Raw genomic sequence first — 21,540 nt, forward strand, 5'->3', positions numbered from 1 at the left:
TCGCGCTCCAAAAATTTTGGGGACGATACTAGCGCATTCCGCCAAAGCGTGCATGCCAGCCAAGCGCCAGCAGTGACAGCAGGCTGAAAGCGGCGCCCGCATAGAAGGTGGCGGCGGCGCCGTAGCGTTCCCACAGCAGCCCGGCCAGCACGCTGGCCAGCAGCATGGCGATGCCGCTGGCGAGATTAAAGAAGCCGAAGGCCGTGCCGCGCATATTGTCCGGCGCGGCATCGGCCACCATGCGCGACAGCAGCCCTTGCGTAAGGCCCATGTGGACGCCCCACAACGCCACGCCGCCCAGCACCAGCATCCAGCCGCCGTCCTGTGCCAGCACCAGGTCGGAGGCTATCAGCACGGCAAGGCCCAGCGCCAGCATCTTGTGGTGGCTGTAGTTATCGGACAGCTTGCCGAACGGATAAGCCGTGGCGGCATAGACCACATTCATCGCCACCATCACCAGCGGCGCCATCGCCAGCGACATGCCCGCCTGCTCGCGCGCGCAGCACGAGGAAGGCTTCACTGAAGCGCGCCAGCGTGAACACGGCGCCGAAAATGACCACCATCCAGAAGTCCCTGCCCATGCGGCGCATGGCCTTGCGCGTCAATGGCGGCGAGCGTTTCGGGGCGGAGGAACCCGTGGGCTCGCGCACGCCCAGCCAAAGCAGAGTGACCGAAGCGACGGCCGGTATCACGGCCACCCAGAACACGGCGCGGAAGTCGTTGGCCCAGGCCAGCATCAGCACCACCGCCAGCAGCGGACCGGCCACGGCGCCTATCGTATCGAGCGACTGGCGCAAGCCGAATGCCGCGCCGCGCATGTCGGACGGCGTGATATCCGTGATCAGCGCATCGCGCGGCGCGCCGCGCATGCCCTTGCCGATGCGGTCCAGCAGGCGCGCCACCAGCACCATGCCGGCGACCGGCGCCACGGCAAACAGGGGCTTGGTGGCAGCGGCCATGCCGTAGCCGAATACGGCCAGCACCTTGCGCTTGCCAAGCCTGTCGCTCCAGGCGCCGGAAAACACCTTGACGATCAGCGCCGTGGATTCGCCCAGGCCTTCCACCAGGCCCACCATGAACACGCTGGCGCCGAGCGGGCCGATCATGAACAGGGGCAGCAGGCTGTGGATCATTTCCGAAGATACGTCCATCAGCATGCTGACCAGGCCCAGGAGCCATACACCGGACGGTATCTTCGAAGCCATGCTATGCCCCTGCCCTCATCTGGCGGCGCCAGAACCACCACGACACCACCGCATTGACCCAATAGGCCGCGTACAGCGCGGACGTCAGATAAAGGCCGCGGCTTGCGTACAGCGGAACGGAAACAGTATTCACCAATACCCATACCGGCCAGGTTTCGATGCGGCGCCCCATCAGCAGCACCTGCGCCACGATGGAAAACATCAGCACCGAGGAATCGATGAAAGGTGCATAAGCATCAGTGTAGTACTTCAGCATGGCGCCGTACGCCACGGTTGCCGCCAGGCCGGTGAGCGCCATCCAGCTTAGCGTGCGGACATGGGCGGAGGTGATGTGCAATGCGTGTCCGTGGTCGCCGCGCAGCCAGCGCAGCCAGCCGATTGCGCAGGTGACGATGAAGAACAGTTGCAGGGCCACGTCCGCATAGAGCTGGGTCGTGTAAAAAAGCACCGCGAACATCGAGCAGCCGATGATGCCGAGCCACCAGGAATGGACATTATTGCGTCCGGCGAGGACGATGGAAACAGTCATGACCGCGTTGGCGGCCAGTTCGAGGGGAGAGGTCATCCCTCAATTATCCCTGCATTCGGACGGAAGGAGGTGGGCTGGAATCTGGGCGCTGCCGCACAGCCAGGAAAGCTTATGGTCCGCATCCTGCACGGGCACGAAGGCGATCGGCTTGCTGCGCCACTCGTAGGCGGAAGGATAGACGCGCACCACGCCGCCCGCATCCAGCTGCACCGACACCACGGCGCGGCCCGGATCGTCCAGCGCGAAGCCCGCCTCGGACAGGGTGTCCGGACTGCGGCCATTGGTGTAGTAGTAGCGCTCCACCGCCGCCGTGGCTTCCTTGCCGACTTCCACCGCGCTGGCAATGCGCTGCAGGTCGCGGTTTTCGCGGTAGGCCGGCAGCAGGCCCGCCCCGGCGATGCCCAGCACGGCCAGCAGCACCAGCAGGCCGCCCACGCCGCCGACGACGCCCGTGCGCGGCACGAACAGCGCCGTCACGAAGGCCAAGGGGGGGCGTTCGGGCACGGCGGGAGGACGCCCAGCCGCCATGGCGTTCAGGACTGCCATGCGCTTGACCAGCCAGGGACTGTCCGACACCAGTTCATGGAAGGACATCCAGAAACCCGCCGATTCCCGCGACTGTTCCGCATACTCGGTCACGCTGAGCTGGCGCCGGCGGCGTCCCCCGGCTGCCAGGGCGGCCAGGCCCTGCTCCGCGCTGTGCAGGCTGTCGCAGGCCAGGAAACCGTGCCGGTCGCTGGTATAGGCGCAGGCACGCGAATAGGCAGCGCCCAGCAGGGGCAGCACGGCCGCCGGTATTAATAAAGGTGCCCAGCGGCGATTGCGCCGCTTGATGTTGCCGATCTCGTGGCCAATATAAAAATTGATGGCCTCGGGTTTATCTTCCAGCGCTTCCACAATAGCGCTATCGAGGATGATAAATCGTCCGGACAGAATTCGGAGGGCAATCACATCCAGCGCGCCGCGCACCTGCACCAGATAGGCGCTGGGATTATCCAGCAAGCCAAGGCGCTCGCAGCAGACGTCCACGCGCGACCGCAGGTCCGGAAACTGCTGGTAGCTTATTTTTGACCCCGGTCCCTTTCAGCCAGGCAGCGAGAGCGGAGTTAACAAATACGTGCGCAAGAACCACAAGTACCGGGCATAGCGCGCCCGGCAGCGGCACAGTGGCAATCAGCGCGGTCCAGAATAATAAGGAAAACCCCATCATCAGAAAAAACAGCACGCGCTCGTTTTTATAAGTCAGCTCCATGGCGCGCATTTTAGGATAGTTTATTAAAAAATAAAACCTACATTAACTTAATATTAATTCGCCATTAATACCGGGATCATCTGATACCGAACTGAGACGACACTGGACTGTCGCCCGCGGCGGCAGGGCTGGATACTGGCTCCATACCACCCAGCCACGGATTTATCTGCAATGAGCACCCTGCCCGCCGTCACCCTGCCCACCATCACATTGCCGCCAGGCCGCCGTTTCAACGCCGCGCTGCCGATGAATGAGGTATTCCACGTGGGCGACATCATCGTTTCCGACAACGGCCTGTTCTTCGCCACCCTGCGCGAGGACGGCTGCTTTGCCGTCTACCGGGGCATCGACGACAGCGATCCCGAAGCCCTGCTCTGGCAAAGCGCCAGCAAACCGGCGGAAGGCCCCTTCTTCGCCCTGGTGCAGAACGACGGCAATTTCTGCATTTACCAGGGCGCAGACCTGGCGCACAACGCCGGCTGGCACTGGGGCAGCCAGATGACGGCCAAGGGCAGCCGCTTCTACGGTGCGCTGCAGGATGATGGCAATTTCTCCGTCCGCAAGGGCACGGGACCGGACGACAGCTGTGGCCTGATCTGGGCCAGCGGCGCCACCGACCGCGTGGAAAGCATTGTCGAAGTGCTGCACATCGAATACGAGATGGAGCAGGCCTGCGTGCTGCGCACCAGCCCCGCCAGCCTGTATAGCGAAACCCTCTGCAACTGCAAGAACGAAGAAGAGACGCACCGCGTGCTGGGCGCGATCGCAGTGACCGAAACCACGGCGTGGACCAATGCCCTCAACGCCCGCTACTGCGCCGACACCCACTTCCGCGCGCCGGTGCCGGAGATGGATGGCGATGAATGCCAGCTGTCGTCCGAAGCCAAGCGCTATGAACCGAACGGCGCCCAGACCAGCACCCGCAACTGGGGCTTCAACACGCCTGTCGCCATGGGCCCGCAAACGACGCTGCGCGCCTCGATTGCCGTGACCTATTCCACCATCGCCGTGCCTTATGTGCTTCTTGGACAACTGCGCTTCGAATCCGGCGTGCGCGTCGTCGGTCCCGTCAAAGGCGCTTTCCTCGGCACCAATGCCCACAGCCTGGCCACCACTTTCGCGCCGCTCGGCCCAAAACCCAACAACGCTGGCCGCATTGAGCGCCAAATGCCGCAGGCAGCGGGGCCGCACCCGGTTTGACGTGCTATATTGGTCGGGCCATGAGTCCGGACCAGAACACGCCCTACGCCAGCGAGCAAGCTCCATCCGACGGCCGTGTCCTGCTTGATGCCAGTTTGCTAAAGAAATTGCGCAAGGCCCGCGGACTAAGCCAGGAAGCGCTTGCCGAATTGTGCTTCCACCAGCAGCTGTGCGTTTCCATTGCCTCCATCAAGCGCGCCGAAACGGGCAAGGTGGTCCTGTACCGCACCGCGCGCCACCTGGCCCAGGTTTATGGGGTAACCCTGGAATCGCTGGTTGCGTCCAGCGCCTCCGCCTCCATGCCGGCCGATGTACCGCAGCAGATCGCGGACTTTGCCGCCGCCTACGCCTCCCTGCAGCCGGCCGCACCGCTCGCCGAAGACATCGTGCGCTACGTGGTGATGCTGCACATCGAGCTTTCCGAACCGCCGGACCATAAGCTGCAGCAGGAAGTGGGCGCCCATGTGCTGCAATTTGGTGGCCGCGTGGAATCCGTCACGGGTGCCCAGCTGTGGGCCGTGTTCGGCCTGCCGCGAGCCTACCGCTCCGATGCCGAGCGTGCCGTGCGCTGCGCGCTGGAGCTGAACCGCCTGCTGCTGGCCAATGGCGGACGTGCGATGGCGATCCGCCTTGCGCGCTGGGAGCACGGACGGCCCGGCCGCGTTGAAGGCGCGTTGCCGGACCTGCGCCTGCCCGAAGCGGCGGCACGGCCCATCCGCCTGCCGCTCTATGTATCGGCCGGCCTCGTGCCGCAGCTGGATGGCCGCTTCCTGTTCGACACGGGGCCGCGCCGCTTCCCGGGCTATATCGCCTTCAGCCGCGCCGCCGCCGGCGATGCGGCCGCACTGCCGGCCCTGATCGGGCGTTATTCCGAAACGCGCCAGTTCAAGGCCGTGGTGGAAGCCATGCTGGAAGCGCAAAGCGGCAGCCTGGTCTACCTGCGCGCCATGGCAGGCGTGGGCAAGAGCCGCCTGGCCCAGGAATTCGCCGAGATCGCGCGCCAGGATGGCATGCGCTGCCACAGCTGCGAGGTGGCGGATGCCGGCGCGGACAACTGGCGCGCTCCGCTCGAACAACTGGCGCGCAGCCTCTTCGGCATCAGCGCCTCCAGTGCGGACGCGGCCCAGGTCATCGAAGACACCGTCGCCACGCTGCGCCTGCCACAGGAATCCGCGATGTTCTTCCGCGCGCTGTGCGGCGTGCCGCTTGAGACGCAGCAGACCGCCCTCTACGGCGCCATGAGCCACGAGGTGCGCGAGCGCGGGCTGGCGCGAGCGCTGGAAGTACTGGTGCTGCGCCTGGCCGTCAACGAGCCGCTGCAGATCACGGTGGAGGATGTGCACTGGGGCGAGCCGCACTTCTTCGATGCGCTGGCCGCGCTGTTGTCCGCCACGCGCGAGGCGCCCGTGCTGTGGGTGTTAACTTCGCGCGTCGACGACGATCCGCTGGAAGCGGCGCTGCGCCCGCAGCTTTACGATATGGCGCTGACCGTGTTCGACTTGGGTCCCATGAGCCCGCGCGAAGCGGTGGCGCTGGCGGACCAGTACAGCGAAGTCGATCCCGCATTCCGCCGCCAGTGCGTCGAACGCGCGCAGGGGAATCCGCTCTTTCTTACGCAGCTGCTGGCCAACCCCGGCGACCTCCTCCCGGACAGCCTGAAACACCTGATCCAGGCCCGCCTCGACACCCTGCCGCCGGAGCACAGCCGCGCGCTGCGCATGGCGTCCGTGCTGGGCAACCGCTTCGAACTGGCGCAGCTGCGCGCCGCGCTGGGCGAGCCGGAATACACGCCGCCCGCGTCCGGGCGAAACAGCCTGCTGCGTCCTGCCGGCGCGGGGCGCTACGCCTTCGTGCACGACCTGGTCATGCACTGCATTTACGAATCCATCGAGGGTGAACAGCAGCAGCGCATGCACGCCATCGCGGCGGACCTGTTCCGCGAACACGATGCCGCGCAGTGCGCCCAGCACCTCTACCGCGCCAGCGATCCGGGCGCGCTGGACATGATGCTGACGGCGATCCAGGGCAAGCTCTCGCAGCATGAATACGAGGCGGCGCTGGATCTCACGCGCGAGTGCAACAAGGCCGATTCCACCAGTTTCTCCAGCTTCCCCCTGGCCCTGCTGCGCGCCCACGCCAGTGCGGGCATGGGGCAGATGGGCAATGCGCGCCAGTACTACCAGCACGCGATGATGCTGGCCGGGCGCCCCGAGGAAAAGATCGATGCGGTTGTCGGGCTGGCGACCACGCTGAATATTCTCGAGGAACTGGAAGAGGAAGAGCGCCTGCTGGACGAGACAGTGCCGCTGGCCATGTCCATCGGCGCCGAGGCCGCGCTGGGCAAACTGCTTTACCTGAAGGGGAATATCTACTTCCCGCGCGGCGACTACAGCGAATGCCGCCGCTATCACGAGGATGCGGCGCGCTATGCGCAGGCCAGCGATATGGCCGAAACGCGGGCGCGCGCGCTGAGCGGCGTCGGCGATTCGTATTACGCGCAGGGACGCATGCGCAAAGCGAATGAGCTGTTCAGCGAGTGCCTGTCCATGTGCGAGCAGCACAGCTATCTGCATATCGAGGCGGCCAACCGCTCGGCACTCGGTTCAACACGCATCTACCTGGGCGAGTCGGAGCGCGCCGTGGCGGATGCGCTGGCCTCGGCCGATATCGCGCGCAAGGTGGGCAACCGCCGCGCCGAGACGTTTGCGCGCATGACGGCCGGCTGGGCGCTCGTTTCCAGCGGCCAGGCCGATGCGGCGCACGAACAGGTGGAATCAGGGCTCGAACTGGCGCGCTCACTTGGCAGCGCGCGCTTCGAGACTTTCCTGCGCGAGAGCCAGGCGCGCATTACCTGGCAGCGCGGCGACCACGATATGGCCTTGCGCCAGATTCTTGCCGTGGCCGAGGATGTGGAACGGCATAAGCTGCAGAATTTCATCGGCCCGTGGGTGATGGGGACGCTGGCCCTGTTTGCCCGCGACGCGGCGGTGCGCAAGCGCGCCTTGCTCAAGGGCGCGTCCTATTTCACACGCGACTGCCTGGCGCATAATGCTTATCGCTTCTATCTCAATGCGGCGGAAGTGTCGCTGCTGGATGGAGATTTTGTGTCGGCGGAGTTTTATGCGGAGCAGCTGGCGGCTTGCGGTTCGGCCGAGCCTTGCACGTGGGTGGAGCATCATGTGCAGCTGATTCGGGATTGCGCGCAGTGGCAATCCGCGCGCGACGAGGCGGCCGGCGCCCGCCTGTCTGCGCTGCGCGCGCAGGGCGCGGTGTACGGGTTCACGCAGGCCGCGCCACTGCTCTACGGTTCGGCAGATCAATGATCCGCCGTCAACACCGCCAGCAGGCCGGCGATGTCCGCGCTATTCTCCTTGCGTAATACACACGACTCCATCGCGATCACCTCAAACCCATGCGCTGCAGCGAGCGCGCGCAGATAAGCCTCCGAATGCGCATAGCGCCCTGACGCGCGCAAGGCAAACTCGCCGTCCGCCAGCGCCTCGACAGAAAACGCCAGCTGCCCGCCGCGCCGCAAAGCCGCCCGCGCCGCGGCGAAAACGGCCGACAAATCGCCCGCATACACAAACACATCCGCCGCCACGACCAGGTCCGCACTGGCAGGCCGCGCGCGCAGGAACTCCGTCATCTCCGCACAATGCAGCGCATCGTAGATGCCCAGCTCGCGCGCCCGCTCCAACATGCGCGGCGAGAGATCCACGCCCTCCAGCCTGCGCGCCAGTGGACGCAGCAACGCGCCGCACAAGCCCGTGCCGCAACCGAGGTCCAGCACATCGTGCACCGGCTCGGCCGCAACCGACTGCAACGCACTGCGGCGTAAGGCGTCCGCCAGCAAGGCCGGCGTGCGGTACTGCAGCACTTCCACCAGGTGACGATCGAAACGTCCCGCATACTGATCGAACAAGCCCTGCACATACGCCGCAGGCGAAGACGACGGCGCCTGCTGCGCACCCAGCGCAGCCAGCATATAGCCGACAACTTCCGGGTCCGCGCCAAGCGACAGCGCCTGCTCATAGGCCGCAACAGCCTCCGGCACGCGCTGCATGGCGCGCAAGGTATTCGCCAGGCCGAGCTGGGCGCGGGCGTAGTCGTTGCGAATATCCAGCGCATGCTGGAAACTGGCGCGCGCTTCATCGAAGTCCTGCGCGCGCAACAGCAGGCTGCCGCGCGCACACCATGCCTCCGCATAATCGGGACGCAGCTTCAGCGCGCGCTCGAAGCCTTCCAGCGCCTGCCCCGCTTCGCCCAGGGCCAGCAAGGAATTCGCCGCTCCATGCAGCGCCTCCGGATACGCGCGCCGGGCGGACAGCGCCGCGCCGAAGTCATCCAGCGCTTCCTCGTGGCGTCCCAGTTCCTGCAATGCCGCACCGCGGTTGCACAGCGCCTCCGCATAGTCCGGCTGCACGGACAGCGCGGCGGCATAACTGTCCAGCGCTTCCTCCGTGCGCCCCAGCTTGCGCAAGGCGTTGCCGCGATTACTGTGCGCCATCGGGTAGCGCGGCTGCAGCGCCAGCGCGCGCTCGAAACTCGCCAGCGCGTCTGCGTGGCGGCGCAAATCCTGCAAGGCGACGCCGAGATTGCAGTGTGCGATGGCCTTGCCGTCGTCAATGGCAATCGCCTGCCCGATCAGGGCGAGCGCGCGCTCCGCATCGCCGCGCTGGCGCGCCAGAACCCCGCTCAAATGCAAGGCATCGAAATTGCGCGGATCGGCGGCCAGCACCTCATCGTACAAAGCCTGCGCGCGAGCGAAATCGCCCTGCTGATGCAGCGTCACCGCTTGTTGCAACAATAATTGCTTGTCATTCATATCGCGTATTACAGCACATCAGTCAAACGCCTGTCATATTCAAAGGGCAGAATGCCGGCTTCTGGTGTTCAGCACCACTACCGGCGCCGGCGGTCGGGAAATATACCGGCACCAGAATCTTTACATTGCCAGTCGCTTCTGAAACACTTACGCGTGTAGAAAATTTCTCGAAGCGACTCTCATGAGGCATTTGTTTGCAGCCCTGCTATGCGTGCTCGCCATGCCGCTGCACGCGTGCACGCTGCGCATGGCGCCCGAAGACTGGCCGCCTTACATCTACCGCAGCGGCGGCCATCTCACCGGTATCGATTACGAGCTGGCCTCCGCCATTTTGCGCCAGGCCGGCTGCAAGTTGAAAGAGGAAGAAGAAGTTCCGCCGGCGCGCCGGCAACTGATGTTCGAACAGGGCCGCATCGACCTGCTGCTCGCGGCCTTCGACACGCCGGAACGCCGCGGCATCGCACGCTTCAGCCTACCCTACCGCAATGAGACTGTCGGCCTGTTCTCGCTCCCGGCGGCGCAGCCGCGCTACCGCGACATCAGCAGCTTCACGGCCCTGGCGGATGCCGGCTCCTCGCTGCTCACGCCCCGTGTCGGCTTCTATGGCGCCGATTACGAACGCGCACTGCCCAGGCTGGACGCCGGCGGCAAGCGCAGCACCTTCAGCAGCTTCGAACAGGGCATCAGGATGCTGAAGGCAGGGCGCGCGGACCTGATCATGGGTGACACCGTGGCGTTGCGCTATGCGGCGCGCCAGCTGGGTGTAGCGATCGAGGCCCTGCCCTTTGTGCCTTACCACGCGCCCGTGCACATGATGCTGAATGCTGCCAGCACCACGCGCGAGCAACTGGCGCGCATCAACCGGGCGATTGCTTTGCTTGAGAGGAACGGCACGCTGCGCGCGATACGCGAGCGCTACGGCATCGACTAGTCCCGTTCGAGGAAGTTTTCCACCGCCTGCTTCAGCTGCGTGTGCGCGGCTTCCAGGTGCATGACGTGGGTGCCGCGCGGGATAATCACGTACTCCGTGCTTGCGGCGCCGGTCATACGCGCCTTGAGCTGCCTGTAGTCTTCATCGTTGGGCCACGCGTCCCATTCGCCGCGCACCAGCAGCGCTGGCGCCTTGATGCGCGCGGGATCGTAATAGGGCTGACCGTGGCGCAGGTCGTCGGCGTCGGCCGAGGGGCCGGAGGGGAAGCGCACAGCGCCGGCCGCCGCGCTCGCCCCCGCCGCCGACGCAAGCCATTCCTCGCCCCACCGCGCATACACGTCCGCATGCAGCTGCGAAGGCTCGCTCGCTGGGCGCAGGCTATCCATGCCCGCGATGCGCTGCACCGGCGTCAGCTCCTCATACGGCGGCACCGCCGTACGCGGCCCGGCTTCATTGCGCACGGTAATCGCCGCAAACAGTACGAGCTTGCCTACCTTTGCCGCATGCCGCTCTGCGTACAAGGCGCCCACGGAGCCGCCCCACGAGTGTGCGATCAACGCTACCTGGCGCGCGCCGGTTTTCGCCAGCACCAGGTCTACGGCGCGGTCGACATCCTGCACCACGTCGCGCGCGCGGCCTTGCGGCTGTTGCGCGTCCGGGTAGCGGTCGGAAAGGCCGTAACCAAGGAAGTCCAGCGCGTAGACATCGTGGCCGCGTGCGGACAGCCTGTCCATCCATGACTGGCCGTCCATGCGGAAATCGAAGGCCAGTGCGGAAGGGAAAGAAGCGCCGTGGATGAACAGGACCGGAATGCGGGCCGCCCGCGTCGCCATGGCGGGCGGCGTGTGCCGCAGCCGGATCTGCAGTCCCGGCACGTGGCTGGCAGTCGCCAGCACTTCCGCGCGCGCGTCTGCTCTCGCGCCGGCCAGCGTGGCGGCGGCGGTGGCGGCCGCGAAAATCAGCTTGCTCATGATAATGTCTCCATATCGAAAGCGCGCATGCTAGCCCGCTTAAAAGGCCAACAATTCGCCGGCCATCGAAATATGGAAGATCAGAAGGCGATGACTTCGTCGCCGGGCAATGGCTCGCAGCCGGGGCCGAGCGGCTGCCAGCCGCGGTGGATGACCATGCGCTGCGTGTCGTAGCACATCTCCACGCGCTGCGCATCCGGCACTTCGCGGCGCGTGAAAGCTTCGATGGAGCTGGGCATGCTGACGCGCATTTTCAGCGCATAGATATCGTCAACCGGATGATCGCTCAGGTGAACGAGCGGAATGAACTGGCCCGCGAACATCAGCGCCTGGCCGGGAATCTTTACTTCCTCGGGCGCGTAGTCCTGCTCGCGCAGCCACTGCTGCGCTTCATCGCGGCCACGGCGCGCCCCCCATGCGCCGGCCAGCATCTCCATCACCCACTGGTTGCAGTTCTGGTAGCGCGTGGCCCAGGCGTAGGCGTTGGCGCTGTAATCGCTTGCCAGCAGGGCCAGTGCAAGCGGCTTGTCCAGCGCCGTTGACGCCAGGGCGTCGGCGCGCGGACCGGACGGCATCACCATCGACACATAGCCCAGCCGCGCCGCATCGGCGCCGACCACAAAGCCAGCCATGCCCTGGTCGAACACGCGCGGACGCGACTCGTCACAAGCGTAGTAAAGCTGGCGCACCGACCATGTGCCATTCGGACTGTCGCGCAAGGCGATGCCCGCATGCGAATAGCGGATGCCGAAGCGGCTCAGGTCCGTGCCGGCGCGCGACACCAGGGCTACCTGCGCGCCGGAGCGCTCCAGCTCCTCCTTCACCACGGCGCTGAAACGCAGCATGCGGTCCTGGTCCGCGGCCGTGATGTCGGTGGCGCGGTCGCAGAAAACGAGGCCGCCCGCCAGCGCCGACGTGCCCCAGCACGCCGCCAGCGCAGCCGCGGCGAGGCGCAACTTCATCAAAGAGCGTTGGAACGCAGCTCGCTATACCAGTCGTCGTGCAGCGCGAGGAAGAACGGACGCTGGGTCTGCACATTGGCGAACTCGTAGCCATAGGCGCGCTCGCGCACGTCCACCAGATTGCCTGCCGCCAGCGGCTGGTCGGCCAGCGCGCGGTTCGGCACGTCCAGATAGAACTCGCCGCTCATGCCGGCATCAGCGGCACGCAGGGTCAGGCGAACCTTGCCTGCCTTGCCCGGAGCCTGGGCAATGTCGATCACGCGGTACTGGCCCGCTGCGACCTTCTTCTTGCCGCTGGAGCTGTCGCTGGAACCGCCAATGGAATCGGACACGCTGCCCGACGATGCCGAACCGGCACTGGAAGCCGAGGATGCGAAGCTTTCGGCATGCGCCGGCAGGGAGAAGCTGGCCGCCAGCAGGGACGCGAATGCGGCGTTACGCAGGAGTTTCGTTACAGGAGAAACCATAGTCAAAATTTCAAGTGCGTGGAATAAAGGCAGGCGTGATTGTCTCACAAGGTTCGCGGCAAAGATTTTCTTTAGGCGAGACGCAAATAATCGCGTTTGTCGGGCGAGACACGGACGCCAATAATGGGTTCATCGATCACCACCTGAAGGAACGAACCATGATGCAGGACTGGAACACACAACGCGAAGCCCTCCTTGGCCGCGTTGGCGAATTCGCGAAGCTGAGCCCCGACACCGTGCGCGGCATCGGCATGATGGATGCGGCAGGCAAGAACGGCACGCTCGGCCCCAAGATCCATGAGCTGATCGCCTTGGCCGTGGCCGTGACCACCCGTTGCGACGGCTGTATCGCCGTGCATACGAAAAATGCCGTCGCACGAGGTGCAACGCGCGAGGAAATCGCCGAAGCGCTGGGCGTGGCCGTCGCTCTCAATGCGGGCGCCGCACTGACCTACACCGCACGTGTGCTCGACGCCCACGACGCGCTCACGAACAAGTAAGGAGAATCCATCATGTTGAAAAACAAAACGGCACTGATCACCGGCGGCAGCTCCGGCATCGGCCTGGCCACGGCAAAACTGCTCCTCGAAAATGGCGCCCGCGTCGCCATCACCGGCCGCGATGCCGCCTCCCTGAATCAGGCACGCGAAGTCCTCGGCAACGACGTGCTCACACTGGAAGCGGACGTGCGCTCCCGCGCCGACCTGCAGCGCATGGCAGCCACCGTCAAGGAAAGCTTCGGCGGCCTGGATATCCTCTTCGCCAACGCGGGCGTGGCCTTCGTTACGCCGCTGGCGACCACCACCGAGGAACAGTTCGACACACTGATGGACATCAACGTGAAGGGCGCCTTCTTCACCATCCAGGCGGTGGAACCCATCATGCGCGAGGGCGGTTCGGTCATCCTCAACACTGCCTGGCTGAACCAGGTCGGCGCGCCGGGCCGCGGCGCCCTGTCCGCATCCAAGGCCGCGGTACGCTCCTTCGCGCGTACGCTGTCCGCCGAACTGTTGCCGCGCCGGATTCGCGTGAACGCGGTCAGCCCGGGCCTGATCGAAACTCCGATCCTGCGCGGTGTCGGCCAGTCCGAACATCCGGGCCAGACCGATACGGAATTCAAGGCTTACATCCAGGGCGCGGTCGACATGATCCCGATCGGCCGCCTTGGCAGCGCGGAGGAAATCGCGGGTGCGGTGCTCTTCCTGGCCAGCGATGCGTCCAGCTATATGCTCGGTTCCGAACTGGTGGTGGACGGCGGCTTCGGTCAGCTCTGAGCCGCTGCCTCTGAAATCAGCCAGTCGCGGAAGGCCCTGATCTTCGGGAGGCTTTCACATTCGGTGCGATACACGACGTAGTAGCCCAGGTTCAGGGCGCTGCATTGCTCACCGAAGGGTTTGATCAGGCGGCCGGCGGCAAGGTCGTCGGACGCCATGACGCTGCGCGCCAGTGCGACACCTTGCCCATCCATCGCGGCCTGCAGCACGGACGCGGAATTATTGATGCGCAGGCCATTGTCGGCCTGGATGCCTGAGTAAGCGAATTCGTTCAGCCAGTGGCGCCAGCCGGGAAAGTCGGAAATGGCGGTCACGTCGTGCAGCAGAGTGGCGCGGGACAGCGCCTCGATCGAGAGCTTGCCATCAACCAGCAGCGGAAAGTCCGGTGAGCATACGGGGAAGAGCGTTTCCTTCATCAGGTGCACCGCGGTCAGGCCGGTCCACTTGCCCGCGCCGTAGCGCACGCCGATGTCAATCTGTTCGGCGACGAAATCGACGGTGCGCCAGTTGGTGTTCAGGAAAACGTTCAGGTTTGGGTTGGCGTGCTGGAAGCGGTCAAGCCGCGGCAGCAGCCACTTGGTGGCAAAGGCGGGGCTGACGGTAACGCTCAACTGGGCGTGCGCTGTTTCATCCTTCAGGCGCGCAAGGCCGATGCTCAGCTTTGCGAAGCCTTCCTGGATGTCGGGCAGCGCAGCGCGCGCTGCATCAGTGAGGATCAGGCGCGACGACCCGCTGCCGAGGCGGTCGAACAGGGCGATGCCCAGCCACGACTCAAGGCTGCGAACTTGCTGCCCCACCGCTGCGGCGGTGACGTTCAGCTCTGCGGCAGCGGCGGCAAAACTCTGGTGCCTTGCGGCGGCTTCGAACGCTTTCAGGGCGTTCAGGTACGCGGGGGTGGTCATCTTCGTACTACGAACCAATAGTCAACGTCTCATATTTTCCCACTATCATGAAAAAATTTCTGAACAAAGTTGCGGTTATAACGGGCGGCAGTTCCGGCATCGGCAAGGAAGTGGCCCAGCGCCTGGTTGAAGCGGGCGCGCAGGTTGTCATCGGTGGACGCGATGCGGCCAGGCTTGAGCAGGCCGCGAACGATATCGATCCCAGCGGCGAACGTGCGCGCATCCTTGCGGGCGATATCGCCCTGCCCTCCACCGCACAGGCTCTGGTGGACCTTGCGGTACGCGAGTTCTGCGGAGTGGACATCCTCTTCAATAACGCGGGCGTGTTCCGTCCCAAATCCTTCCTTGAGGTGGATGCGCAGGAATACGACTGGTTCCTGGATACGATCCTGAAGGGCAAATTCTTCATGGCGCAGGCGGCTGCGAAGGCCATGCAGAAGCGTGGCGGCGGCGTGATCGTGCAGACCGGATCGTTCTGGGCCAACCAGGCAGTCGGCGCCACGCCTGCCGCTGCCTACTCGGCCGCCAACGCCGGCGTACATGCGCTCACGCGCAACCTGGCCATCGAGCTGGCGCCGTCGAAGATCCGCATCAACACGGTAGCGCCGGCCGTGGTGGAGACGCCGATCTTCGGTACCTTCATGGACCCGGCGCACGTCAAGAATGTGCTCCCCACCTTTAATGCCTTCCATCCGCTGGGGCGCAACGGCCAGCCGTCCGATATCGCGGACGCGGTGCTGTTCCTCGCTTCGGACGAGGCCTCCTGGATTACCGGCGCCGTGCTGCCTGTCGATGGCGGTGCGTCGGCCGGCCATAGCTGATTGAAGAAATCATGAATAGCATGCGTTTGATGGCCGCTACGGCCGCCCTGCTGGCAGCAAGCGCCGCGGCTTGCGCCGCGCCCACGGCGAAAGAGATTCGCGGCGCCTCGACCTATGTGGAAATCGACAACGAACCGCCTCCGAAACTTTTCGTGGATCAGCCGCTTCCGGAAGGGCTGGCGATCGGCATCGTGTGGATCCAGTACCGCGTTGAGAACCTGCGCATCGTGCCGGTGTTCGGCGCCGGCGCCACCAGGGTGTCGCCGCGCGTCGGCCATTTGCACATCACGGTCGACGACCTGCCGTGGTGGTGGGCCGATGCGAGCGACAACAATACAATCGATATCGCCGGGCTGCCGGTGGGCGAGCACACGGTGCGGATCGAGCTGGTCAACCCGAACCACAAGATCTACGAGACCAGGGTCGTGAAGTTCAATCTGCCGGTGGCCGTGCAGCACGAGTTTCACAAGAGCGGCACCGGGCACCACTAGAACCGCTGCACGCCCCGGCGCGGGATCTGCGAGGACATCACAATCGATGTCCTCGTTTCACCATATTTGTTCAGGCTCGCGAGGATCTGCTCCAGGTCGGCCATATTCTTTGCCACCACCGTGAACAGGCAGGAATCGGCGCCCGTAACGTGCAGGCATTCCAGCACCTGCGGCATGGCGCGCAGTACGTCGATGAATTTGTGCTTGTACGGATGCTGGGTGGTGATCGCGATCACGGCCTTGATGATGTAGCCGAGTGCTTCGGGATCGATGTCCGCGTGGTAGCCGCGGATGATGCCCGCCTCCTCCATCTTCCGGATGCGCTCCGCTGTCGCGGGAACCGACAGGCCGGCGGTTTTCGGCCAGCGCCTTCAGCGGCGCCCGCGCATCTGCCTGCAGCGCGGTCAGGATGCGCCAGGACTTTTCATCTACTGCACTCATACGCCAGATCTCCTTAAATTCTAAGGCGAAGACCTTATTTTGCCTGAATAATCGCATTCTGCGCAGCGACGCAGCTGGCTATACTTTTCGGCATGGATACCTTGCCTCTCTTCTTCAAGTCGGCGCTGATCGGCCTTTCGGTCGCAGCGCCTGTCGGGCCGATTGGCCTGCTCTGCATCCAGCGCACGCTGGATCACGGACCGCGCGTCGGTCTCGCCACCGGCCTCGGTGCCGCCGTCGCGGACGCGCTGTATGGCGCTCTGGGCGCCTTCGGCGTCACAGCCGTTATCACACTGCTGACCGGCGCACGGGCGCAGTTGACCGTCGGCGGTGCGATCTTCCTGCTGTGGCTAGCGTGGCGCACCTGGCGCGAGGGCCTGCCGCAACAAGCTGCCGTGGTCAAAGGCGACGTAAAGGGATGGCACGCATTCGGCGGCACCTTCCTGCTCACGATCTCCAACCCCGCCACCATCCTCTCCTTCATGGCGGTGTTCTCGGCGTTGGCGGGCGGCATGTCGACGGCGTCGCCGGCGTGGATGATTGCCGGCGTGTTCGCCGGTTCGGCGGCGTGGTGGCTGCTGCTGGTCGGCATGGTGGGGCGCCTGCGCGTCCGCCTGCAGCCGCAGCACCTGCGCTGGCTGCGCCGCGGCTCGGCGCTGCTACTCGCAGGGTTTGCTGTCTATCAGTTGGCCTGATCGACAAAGGCCTGGATGGCGTCGATGGTCGGCTCGGTCGCCTCTTCCATCAGCCAGTGGCCGGCGTCCGGAATCACCAGTTCCGTGACATTCGTGGCTGCCGCGCGCATCACCAGCGCTTCATTGGCGCCGAAGGACTTGGCCCCGCCAATGGCGAGCACCGGCATGGCAAGCTTGCTGGCGGCGACGGCCTTCTGGTTGTCTTCAGCGTCCTTCGGAATGCTGCGGAACTGGGCGAAGGCCGAGTGCATGGCGCCGGGACGGGCGTAGAGCCTTGCGTAGTGGACCCGCGTGGCTTCATCGACTTTCTTCGGATCGCCGGCGAATTCGTTCCAGAACCGGTCCAGGTAGATGCGCTCGCGGCCCGCGACCAGGCGTTCCATGTCCGGCCCGCCGAAGTTGAAGTGCCACAGCAAGGGATTGCGCACGATCTGGTCCCAGGGACCGACGCCCGGCACCGGCGCATCCATCACGACCAGCCTTTCCGTTTTTGTCGGGATAGCGCGCGGCGTAGGCGAAAGCCACCATGGTGCCGATATCGTGGCCCACCACGACCGCCCGGTCGATTTTCAGCTCGGCCAGCACGGCACGGATGTCGCCTGCCTGTGTCCATTTATCGTAGCCCTCGGCCGGATGCGACGACAAACCCATGCCGCGCAGGTCGGGCACGACGACGGTATGTTTTGCAGCCAGCCTGGCGGCCAGCGGCGACCACATGGCGCCGGTGTCGCCGAAGCCGTGCAGCAGCACCACTGCAGGTCCCTCCCCTCCGACCATCACGTGTATGGTGGCGCCTTCGGTCTTGATGTCGCGCGCCTTGAAGGTTGAAGGGAACGGCCGAACCTCCGCCGCTGCCGGCAGGGAGAGGGTCAGGACAACGACGGCGCTTGCTATCAATCTGAACATGACGGACGCTCCTCGCCAAAAGTGGGATTAGTCCAGTATAGGCTGAATTTACGCCGCCGCATCCCGCGCCGAATCGAGCAGAAAGTCGCGCAGCAGGCGCGCGCTGGGGCCGATGCGCTGCGAGTGAACCAGGAAGATCTCCAGCGGCGCGGTTTCGACTTCGGGCAGCACCTGAACCAGTTCGCCGGACGCCAGCAGCGCGGCGGCGTCGTAAGCAGGCAGGCGTGCGATGCCTTCGCCAGCCAGCACAAACGCCAGGCGGGACGCCGCGCTGTCCGTCACCACATCGCCTTGCACGGGAATCTGCACTTCCTGCCCGCCGGCGCGCGCGGTGAGCGTTCGCTGGCTGGGCGGATAGAGCACCCAGCGATGCTGCGCCAGGTCGGCGACGGTAGCCGGCGGTCGATGGCGCCGCAGATAGGACGGCGCCGCACAAAGCATGGTCGACTCGCGCACCAGCCGGCGCGCGACCAGCGATGAATCCGCAAGAGGCCCAGCGCGCACGGCGAGCTCGATACCATGCTGGACCAGGTCGACGTTGGCGTCATTCATCGCCACGTGCAGGCGGATGGCGGGATAGCGCCGGCGGAACTCAAGCAAGGCCGGCATGATGCGCTTGCTGCCGAAATGATGCGAGCACGTGATGCGCACTTCGCCGCGCGGCTCGGCGCGCAGCAGCTCCATGCCGCGAATACCGTCCTGCGCTTCATCGAGCAGGCGCTCGCAATGCACGCGGAACGCCTCGCCTGCCGGCGTGAGGCTGAAACTGCGGGTGCTGCGCTGGGCGAGCGGCACGCCCAGCTTGGCCTCCAACGCACGAATGTGGTGGCTCACCACCGCGCGGGTTAGCCCCAGTGTGCGCGCGCCGGCCGCAAAGCTTCCACTGCGCACCACCGTGGCGAAGATCGCCATTGCGCGCAACTCGTCCAGAATGGGGGCCTGGTCGCTCATGGATTGTCTTATTCAATTTGACATTGAGTCATCTTAGCAGCATCTACCGGCGTCGGCATTGCCCTCCTATAGTGAGTTCAACCGCAGCACGCTGCGTCCCAAACCCTAAAGGAGCAAGCCATGAAACACGTACTGTTTATTTTGACAAACGCTGCCGAAATCGGTCCGAACAAGCGCAAGACCGGTTACTTCTTCCCTGAAGTCGCCCACCCGGTTGAAGTCTTCGAGCACGCCGGCGTGGCCGTGGAATACGCATCTCCGCTGGGCGGCGCGGTTCCGGAAGACGGCTACGACGAGGACGATCCCTCGCAATTGGCTTTCCGTAACAGCGCTGCGATCCGCCGCCTGAATCACAGCCGCAAACTGTCCGAAGTGGATGTGCTGGATTATGACGCGATCTTCTTCCCCGGCGGCCTTGGCCCGATGGTGGACATCGCCAACGATCCGGACGTGAAGGCCGCCGTGGCCCGCGCCTGGGACGGCGGCAAGATCGTGGCTGCAGTTTGCCACGGTCCGGCAGCCTTCCTGGGCGTGAAGCTGGAGGATGGCACGGCGCTCGTCAGCGGCCGCAAGCTGACTTCCTTCTCCAATGCCGAAGAAGAAGGCTATGCCCAGGCCGACGTGCCCTTCAAGCTGGAAGATGCCCTGAAAGCGGAAGGCGCCGAGTACTCGTCGGCCGGCGTATGGCAGGAAAAGGTTGTTGTCGATGGCCGTCTGATGACGGGCCAGAACCCCGCCTCCGGCGCCCCGCTGGCGAAGGAAATCGTTGCAGCACTGCGCGGAGAATCGAAATGAGCGCACCAGGCCCGATTACCGTTGTCGCCCACTGGCATCCGGTCGCCAACGCATTTGACGAAGTACTAACCATCGTCGCCGAATTGCGAGCCAAGTCCCTGTTGGAGCCGGGCTGCCTTGGCTACGAGGTGTACCGCAGCGAGGAGGACCCGCATGTTCTCCTGCTGCTGGAACGCTACCGCGACGAGGCCGCGATCGAAGCCCATCGCCAGTCGCTGCACTACCAGTCGCTGGTACCTGGGCGCGTGTTGCCCTTGCTCGCAGAGCGCCGTCTAGAACTCCTGCAGACGCGAGCTCCCACCTGACGCGCCGCGAAGGCAAATCAGAGAGCCGCCTCCAAAGCGGCTCTCTCTTTCATTGCCATCACCGCTTCGATAAAGCGCTGCCGCCCGGTCCGCCCCTGCATTGGCCGGGAAGGTCGATTCCACCATGAGGTGGCGGGATGAGGCACACCCACCGTCCTGACGCCCGCGGTTTCAAGTTGCATCAAGAGCCCACTCTCTTTTGCATGTCGCCATCCAAGCCGCGATGCAAAAACGATTAATTGCGGCTGCAGCGCCGCTGTAACATTCAGGAGCACTCGACTCGCCTCGGACACGTCACGTGGCCGCACTTTTATCGACAGCTTTGCGCGTTCGGCTGGTCGTTGAAAAAAGTTCATATATGCGATGGACTGCAGGGGACTGCGCATTTGGTACGCTTCAATTCCGCAGTCAGCCAGCGCGGCGGCGAGGGAGTAAAAAATGGCTTTCGATTTGCGCGGAAACCGTCCCAGTACTGCGTTGTTGAACACATTGCGCGTGTTGATGTTATCTGCGGATTTGCCAAGCGTGAATTCGCGCTGCTCATACCAGCGCTCCGGATGATTCGAATCTTCCGGCTTGTCGAGATAATGACTTTCTCCCAAAACAAGGATCCTGCCGTGCGGTCCTGCATAGTGAGAGCCGACAGCAACCATCATTTCAGGATAAAGCGCGTAGTGCGGGATTGTTGACAGCATGTCGTCAAACTGGCTCGAAAGTGCCGCGTAGTTTCTTTTCATCTTTCACTTTCGTGTCTTGACGGGCAAGTTGACCCGGGTTGCGAGAACAGCCTCCATCTGATCGACCAGTTCGGCGATGAGGCCAGCGCTTTCCCAGGCGTAGATCGAGATGGCGATAGGCGGCACGCCGGGGAAGCGCGCGAATGGACGCACGCGATAGCGGGCAGCCGCATGGCGGGGCAGGAGCGAAACGCCCAGGCCCGCCTCCACCGCCACCAGCACGTTGTGAAGACTGCTGCCCGAGAACGCGATATACCAACGCAATTGCTCCTGTTCGATACGCTCGAACATCGCTTCGCGGTAAAGGCCACCCGGCGGGAAGGCGACCAGGGGGATTGGGTTGGGCCACTCGTCCGGCGCGTCGGCACTTTCGAACCAGGCCAGCGGCTCAGGAAAAGTCGCCCGGCAATCGGGGCCGGCGGCGGGCTCCTTGACGATGACGATGTCGAATTCGCCGGCGCGGTAGCGGGCGCTCAGATCGCGGCTCAAGCCGGCCGTGACGTCCAGATGGATTTCTCGGTGGCTGCCGGCAAAGTCGTGGAATGCCTTTGCCATCGTGCTGCTGACGATGTCCTCAGGCACGCCAATGCGGATGGTCGCCGTGCCGGACGGATCGCCAAGCGCGGATTCCGCTTCCTGTTGCAGGGCGAGGATCCGGCGCGCATACCCCAGCAGCCGCTCGCCCGCCACGGTAGTCTTGACCGGCCGCGCCGCGCGGTCAAGCAGCGCCGCACCAACGGCATCTTCCAGCCGCGCGAGCTGCTGGCTGATCGTGGACTGCGTCATGTTCAACCGCTCCGCCGCGAGCGTGAAGCCGCCGGCATCGACGATGGCAATGAAGGAACGCAGCAGGCGCGGGTCGAGCATTTCTAGGCCCCAT

At 64.7% G+C, this 21,540-nt stretch carries 24 protein-coding genes and 1 pseudogene; 10 read left to right on the forward strand and 15 right to left on the reverse strand.

The window, feature by feature from the left end; translation table 11 throughout:
* Positions 1–28: 28 nt before the first annotated feature.
* From ACHMW6_RS31395 to ACHMW6_RS31410, 4 genes and pseudogenes are all read right to left on the reverse strand, one after another.
* A pseudogene (locus ACHMW6_RS31395) lies at positions 29–1,205 on the reverse strand (MFS transporter).
* Between the two features lies 1 nt (position 1,206).
* Entirely contained in the window at positions 1,207–1,770 is a 564-nt protein-coding gene (gene pnuC / locus ACHMW6_RS31400) for a nicotinamide riboside transporter PnuC (protein ID WP_395402989.1), read from the reverse strand.
* Between the two features lie 3 nt (positions 1,771–1,773).
* On the reverse strand, positions 1,774–2,763 hold the full coding sequence (locus tag ACHMW6_RS31405) for a peptidase M48 family protein (protein ID WP_395402991.1): 990 nt from the start codon (positions 2,761–2,763) through the stop codon (positions 1,774–1,776).
* Positions 2,726–2,986 carry a hypothetical protein gene (locus ACHMW6_RS31410; protein ID WP_395402993.1) on the reverse strand — a complete coding sequence of 87 codons (261 nt, stop codon included), beginning with the start codon at positions 2,984–2,986 and terminating at the stop codon, positions 2,726–2,728. The genes ACHMW6_RS31405 and ACHMW6_RS31410 overlap by 38 nt, the downstream gene beginning before the upstream one ends.
* 171 nt (positions 2,987–3,157) lie before the next feature.
* Here ACHMW6_RS31410 and ACHMW6_RS31415 point away from each other — a divergent pair, with 171 nt between their 5' ends.
* Both ACHMW6_RS31415 and ACHMW6_RS31420 read left to right on the forward strand, forming a co-directional pair.
* Entirely contained in the window at positions 3,158–4,186 is a 1,029-nt protein-coding gene (locus tag ACHMW6_RS31415) for a hypothetical protein (RefSeq protein WP_395402995.1), read from the forward strand.
* 20 nt (positions 4,187–4,206) lie between these two features.
* Positions 4,207–7,509: an ATP-binding protein gene (locus tag ACHMW6_RS31420; protein WP_395402997.1), complete on the forward strand. Its 3,303-nt coding sequence runs from the start codon at positions 4,207–4,209 to the stop codon at positions 7,507–7,509.
* Here the strand turns inward: ACHMW6_RS31420 and ACHMW6_RS31425 are convergent.
* Positions 7,503–9,011, reverse strand: a complete 1,509-nt coding sequence (locus ACHMW6_RS31425) for a tetratricopeptide repeat protein (protein WP_395402999.1) — start codon at positions 9,009–9,011, stop codon at positions 7,503–7,505. The two genes, ACHMW6_RS31420 and ACHMW6_RS31425, sit on opposite strands and share 7 nt — an antisense overlap.
* A 181-nt stretch (positions 9,012–9,192) precedes the next feature.
* Here ACHMW6_RS31425 and ACHMW6_RS31430 point away from each other — a divergent pair, with 181 nt between their 5' ends.
* The gene (locus tag ACHMW6_RS31430) at positions 9,193–9,942 is read left to right on the forward strand and encodes a substrate-binding periplasmic protein (protein WP_395403001.1); all 750 of its coding nucleotides are present in this window, start codon (positions 9,193–9,195) and stop codon (positions 9,940–9,942) included.
* Here ACHMW6_RS31430 and ACHMW6_RS31435 read toward each other — a convergent pair.
* The 3 genes from ACHMW6_RS31435 to ACHMW6_RS31445 all read right to left on the reverse strand — a co-directional run bounded on the left by ACHMW6_RS31435 (position 9,939) and on the right by ACHMW6_RS31445 (position 12,342).
* A complete protein-coding gene (locus ACHMW6_RS31435) occupies positions 9,939–10,913 on the reverse strand; it encodes an alpha/beta hydrolase (RefSeq protein ID WP_395403003.1) in 975 nt (324 codons plus the stop codon). The two genes, ACHMW6_RS31430 and ACHMW6_RS31435, sit on opposite strands and share 4 nt — an antisense overlap.
* Positions 10,914–10,993: 80 nt before the next feature.
* A complete protein-coding gene (locus ACHMW6_RS31440; RefSeq protein WP_395403005.1) occupies positions 10,994–11,875 on the reverse strand; it encodes a DUF2145 domain-containing protein in 882 nt (293 codons plus the stop codon).
* Complete coding sequence (locus tag ACHMW6_RS31445) at positions 11,875–12,342, reverse strand: hypothetical protein (RefSeq protein WP_395403007.1); 468 nt, start codon at positions 12,340–12,342, stop codon at positions 11,875–11,877. The genes ACHMW6_RS31440 and ACHMW6_RS31445 overlap by 1 nt, the downstream gene beginning before the upstream one ends.
* A gap of 158 nt (positions 12,343–12,500) precedes the next feature.
* On the opposite strand from ACHMW6_RS31445, the gene ACHMW6_RS31450 reads away from it, so the two are divergent.
* Complete coding sequence (locus ACHMW6_RS31450; RefSeq protein ID WP_395403009.1) at positions 12,501–12,842, forward strand: carboxymuconolactone decarboxylase family protein; 342 nt, start codon at positions 12,501–12,503, stop codon at positions 12,840–12,842.
* Between the two features lie 9 nt (positions 12,843–12,851).
* Complete coding sequence (locus ACHMW6_RS31455; RefSeq protein ID WP_395408758.1) at positions 12,852–13,616, forward strand: SDR family oxidoreductase; 765 nt, start codon at positions 12,852–12,854, stop codon at positions 13,614–13,616.
* Here the strand turns inward: ACHMW6_RS31455 and gcvA are convergent.
* Positions 13,607–14,518, reverse strand: a complete 912-nt coding sequence (gene gcvA / locus ACHMW6_RS31460) for a transcriptional regulator GcvA (RefSeq protein ID WP_395403011.1) — start codon at positions 14,516–14,518, stop codon at positions 13,607–13,609. The genes ACHMW6_RS31455 and gcvA overlap by 10 nt on opposite strands.
* 47 nt (positions 14,519–14,565) lie before the next feature.
* Here gcvA and ACHMW6_RS31465 point away from each other — a divergent pair, with 47 nt between their 5' ends.
* Together ACHMW6_RS31465 and ACHMW6_RS31470 are read left to right on the forward strand one after the other, a co-directional pair.
* Positions 14,566–15,339 (forward strand): SDR family NAD(P)-dependent oxidoreductase, encoded by a 774-nt coding sequence (locus ACHMW6_RS31465; protein WP_395403013.1) that lies wholly within the window; start codon positions 14,566–14,568, stop codon positions 15,337–15,339.
* A gap of 11 nt (positions 15,340–15,350) precedes the next feature.
* On the forward strand, positions 15,351–15,830 hold the full coding sequence (locus ACHMW6_RS31470) for a DUF6130 family protein (RefSeq protein WP_395403015.1): 480 nt from the start codon (positions 15,351–15,353) through the stop codon (positions 15,828–15,830).
* Here the strand turns inward: ACHMW6_RS31470 and ACHMW6_RS31475 are convergent.
* Positions 15,827–16,141, reverse strand: a complete 315-nt coding sequence (locus ACHMW6_RS31475; RefSeq protein WP_395403017.1) for an Lrp/AsnC family transcriptional regulator — start codon at positions 16,139–16,141, stop codon at positions 15,827–15,829. The two genes, ACHMW6_RS31470 and ACHMW6_RS31475, sit on opposite strands and share 4 nt — an antisense overlap.
* A gap of 222 nt (positions 16,142–16,363) precedes the next feature.
* On the opposite strand from ACHMW6_RS31475, the gene ACHMW6_RS31480 reads away from it, so the two are divergent.
* Positions 16,364–16,966: a LysE family translocator gene (locus ACHMW6_RS31480; RefSeq protein ID WP_395403019.1), complete on the forward strand. Its 603-nt coding sequence runs from the start codon at positions 16,364–16,366 to the stop codon at positions 16,964–16,966.
* Here the strand turns inward: ACHMW6_RS31480 and ACHMW6_RS31485 are convergent.
* From ACHMW6_RS31485 to ACHMW6_RS31495, 3 genes are read right to left on the reverse strand one after another with little or no spacing between them, the layout of a single operon-like run.
* Positions 16,954–17,349, reverse strand: a complete 396-nt coding sequence (locus ACHMW6_RS31485) for an alpha/beta fold hydrolase (RefSeq protein WP_395403021.1) — start codon at positions 17,347–17,349, stop codon at positions 16,954–16,956. The genes ACHMW6_RS31480 and ACHMW6_RS31485 overlap by 13 nt on opposite strands.
* The gene (locus ACHMW6_RS31490; RefSeq protein ID WP_395403023.1) at positions 17,264–17,872 is read right to left on the reverse strand and encodes an alpha/beta fold hydrolase; all 609 of its coding nucleotides are present in this window, start codon (positions 17,870–17,872) and stop codon (positions 17,264–17,266) included. The genes ACHMW6_RS31485 and ACHMW6_RS31490 overlap by 86 nt, the downstream gene beginning before the upstream one ends.
* A 48-nt stretch (positions 17,873–17,920) precedes the next feature.
* Positions 17,921–18,823: a LysR family transcriptional regulator gene (locus ACHMW6_RS31495; RefSeq protein ID WP_395403025.1), complete on the reverse strand. Its 903-nt coding sequence runs from the start codon at positions 18,821–18,823 to the stop codon at positions 17,921–17,923.
* Positions 18,824–18,943: 120 nt separating this feature from the next.
* On the opposite strand from ACHMW6_RS31495, the gene ACHMW6_RS31500 reads away from it, so the two are divergent.
* Positions 18,944–19,618, forward strand: coding sequence for a type 1 glutamine amidotransferase domain-containing protein (locus ACHMW6_RS31500; protein WP_395403027.1), 675 nt, complete (start codon positions 18,944–18,946; stop codon positions 19,616–19,618).
* Positions 19,615–19,923, forward strand: a complete 309-nt coding sequence (locus ACHMW6_RS31505; RefSeq protein WP_395403029.1) for a putative quinol monooxygenase — start codon at positions 19,615–19,617, stop codon at positions 19,921–19,923. Before ACHMW6_RS31500 ends, ACHMW6_RS31505 begins: the two co-directional genes overlap by 4 nt.
* Positions 19,924–19,940: 17 nt before the next feature.
* On the opposite strand, the gene ACHMW6_RS31510 is transcribed toward ACHMW6_RS31505, so the two are convergent.
* Together ACHMW6_RS31510 and ACHMW6_RS31515 are read right to left on the reverse strand one after the other, a co-directional pair.
* Positions 19,941–20,660, reverse strand: coding sequence for a hypothetical protein (locus ACHMW6_RS31510; protein ID WP_395403031.1), 720 nt, complete (start codon positions 20,658–20,660; stop codon positions 19,941–19,943).
* 3 nt (positions 20,661–20,663) lie between these two features.
* Positions 20,664–21,527, reverse strand: a complete 864-nt coding sequence (locus tag ACHMW6_RS31515; protein WP_395403033.1) for a LysR family transcriptional regulator — start codon at positions 21,525–21,527, stop codon at positions 20,664–20,666.
* Positions 21,528–21,540: the final 13 nt, after the last annotated feature.

Source organism: Pseudoduganella sp. UC29_106 (genome assembly GCF_044055365.1).
Taxonomy (GTDB): Bacteria; Pseudomonadota; Gammaproteobacteria; order Burkholderiales; family Burkholderiaceae_D; genus Rugamonas.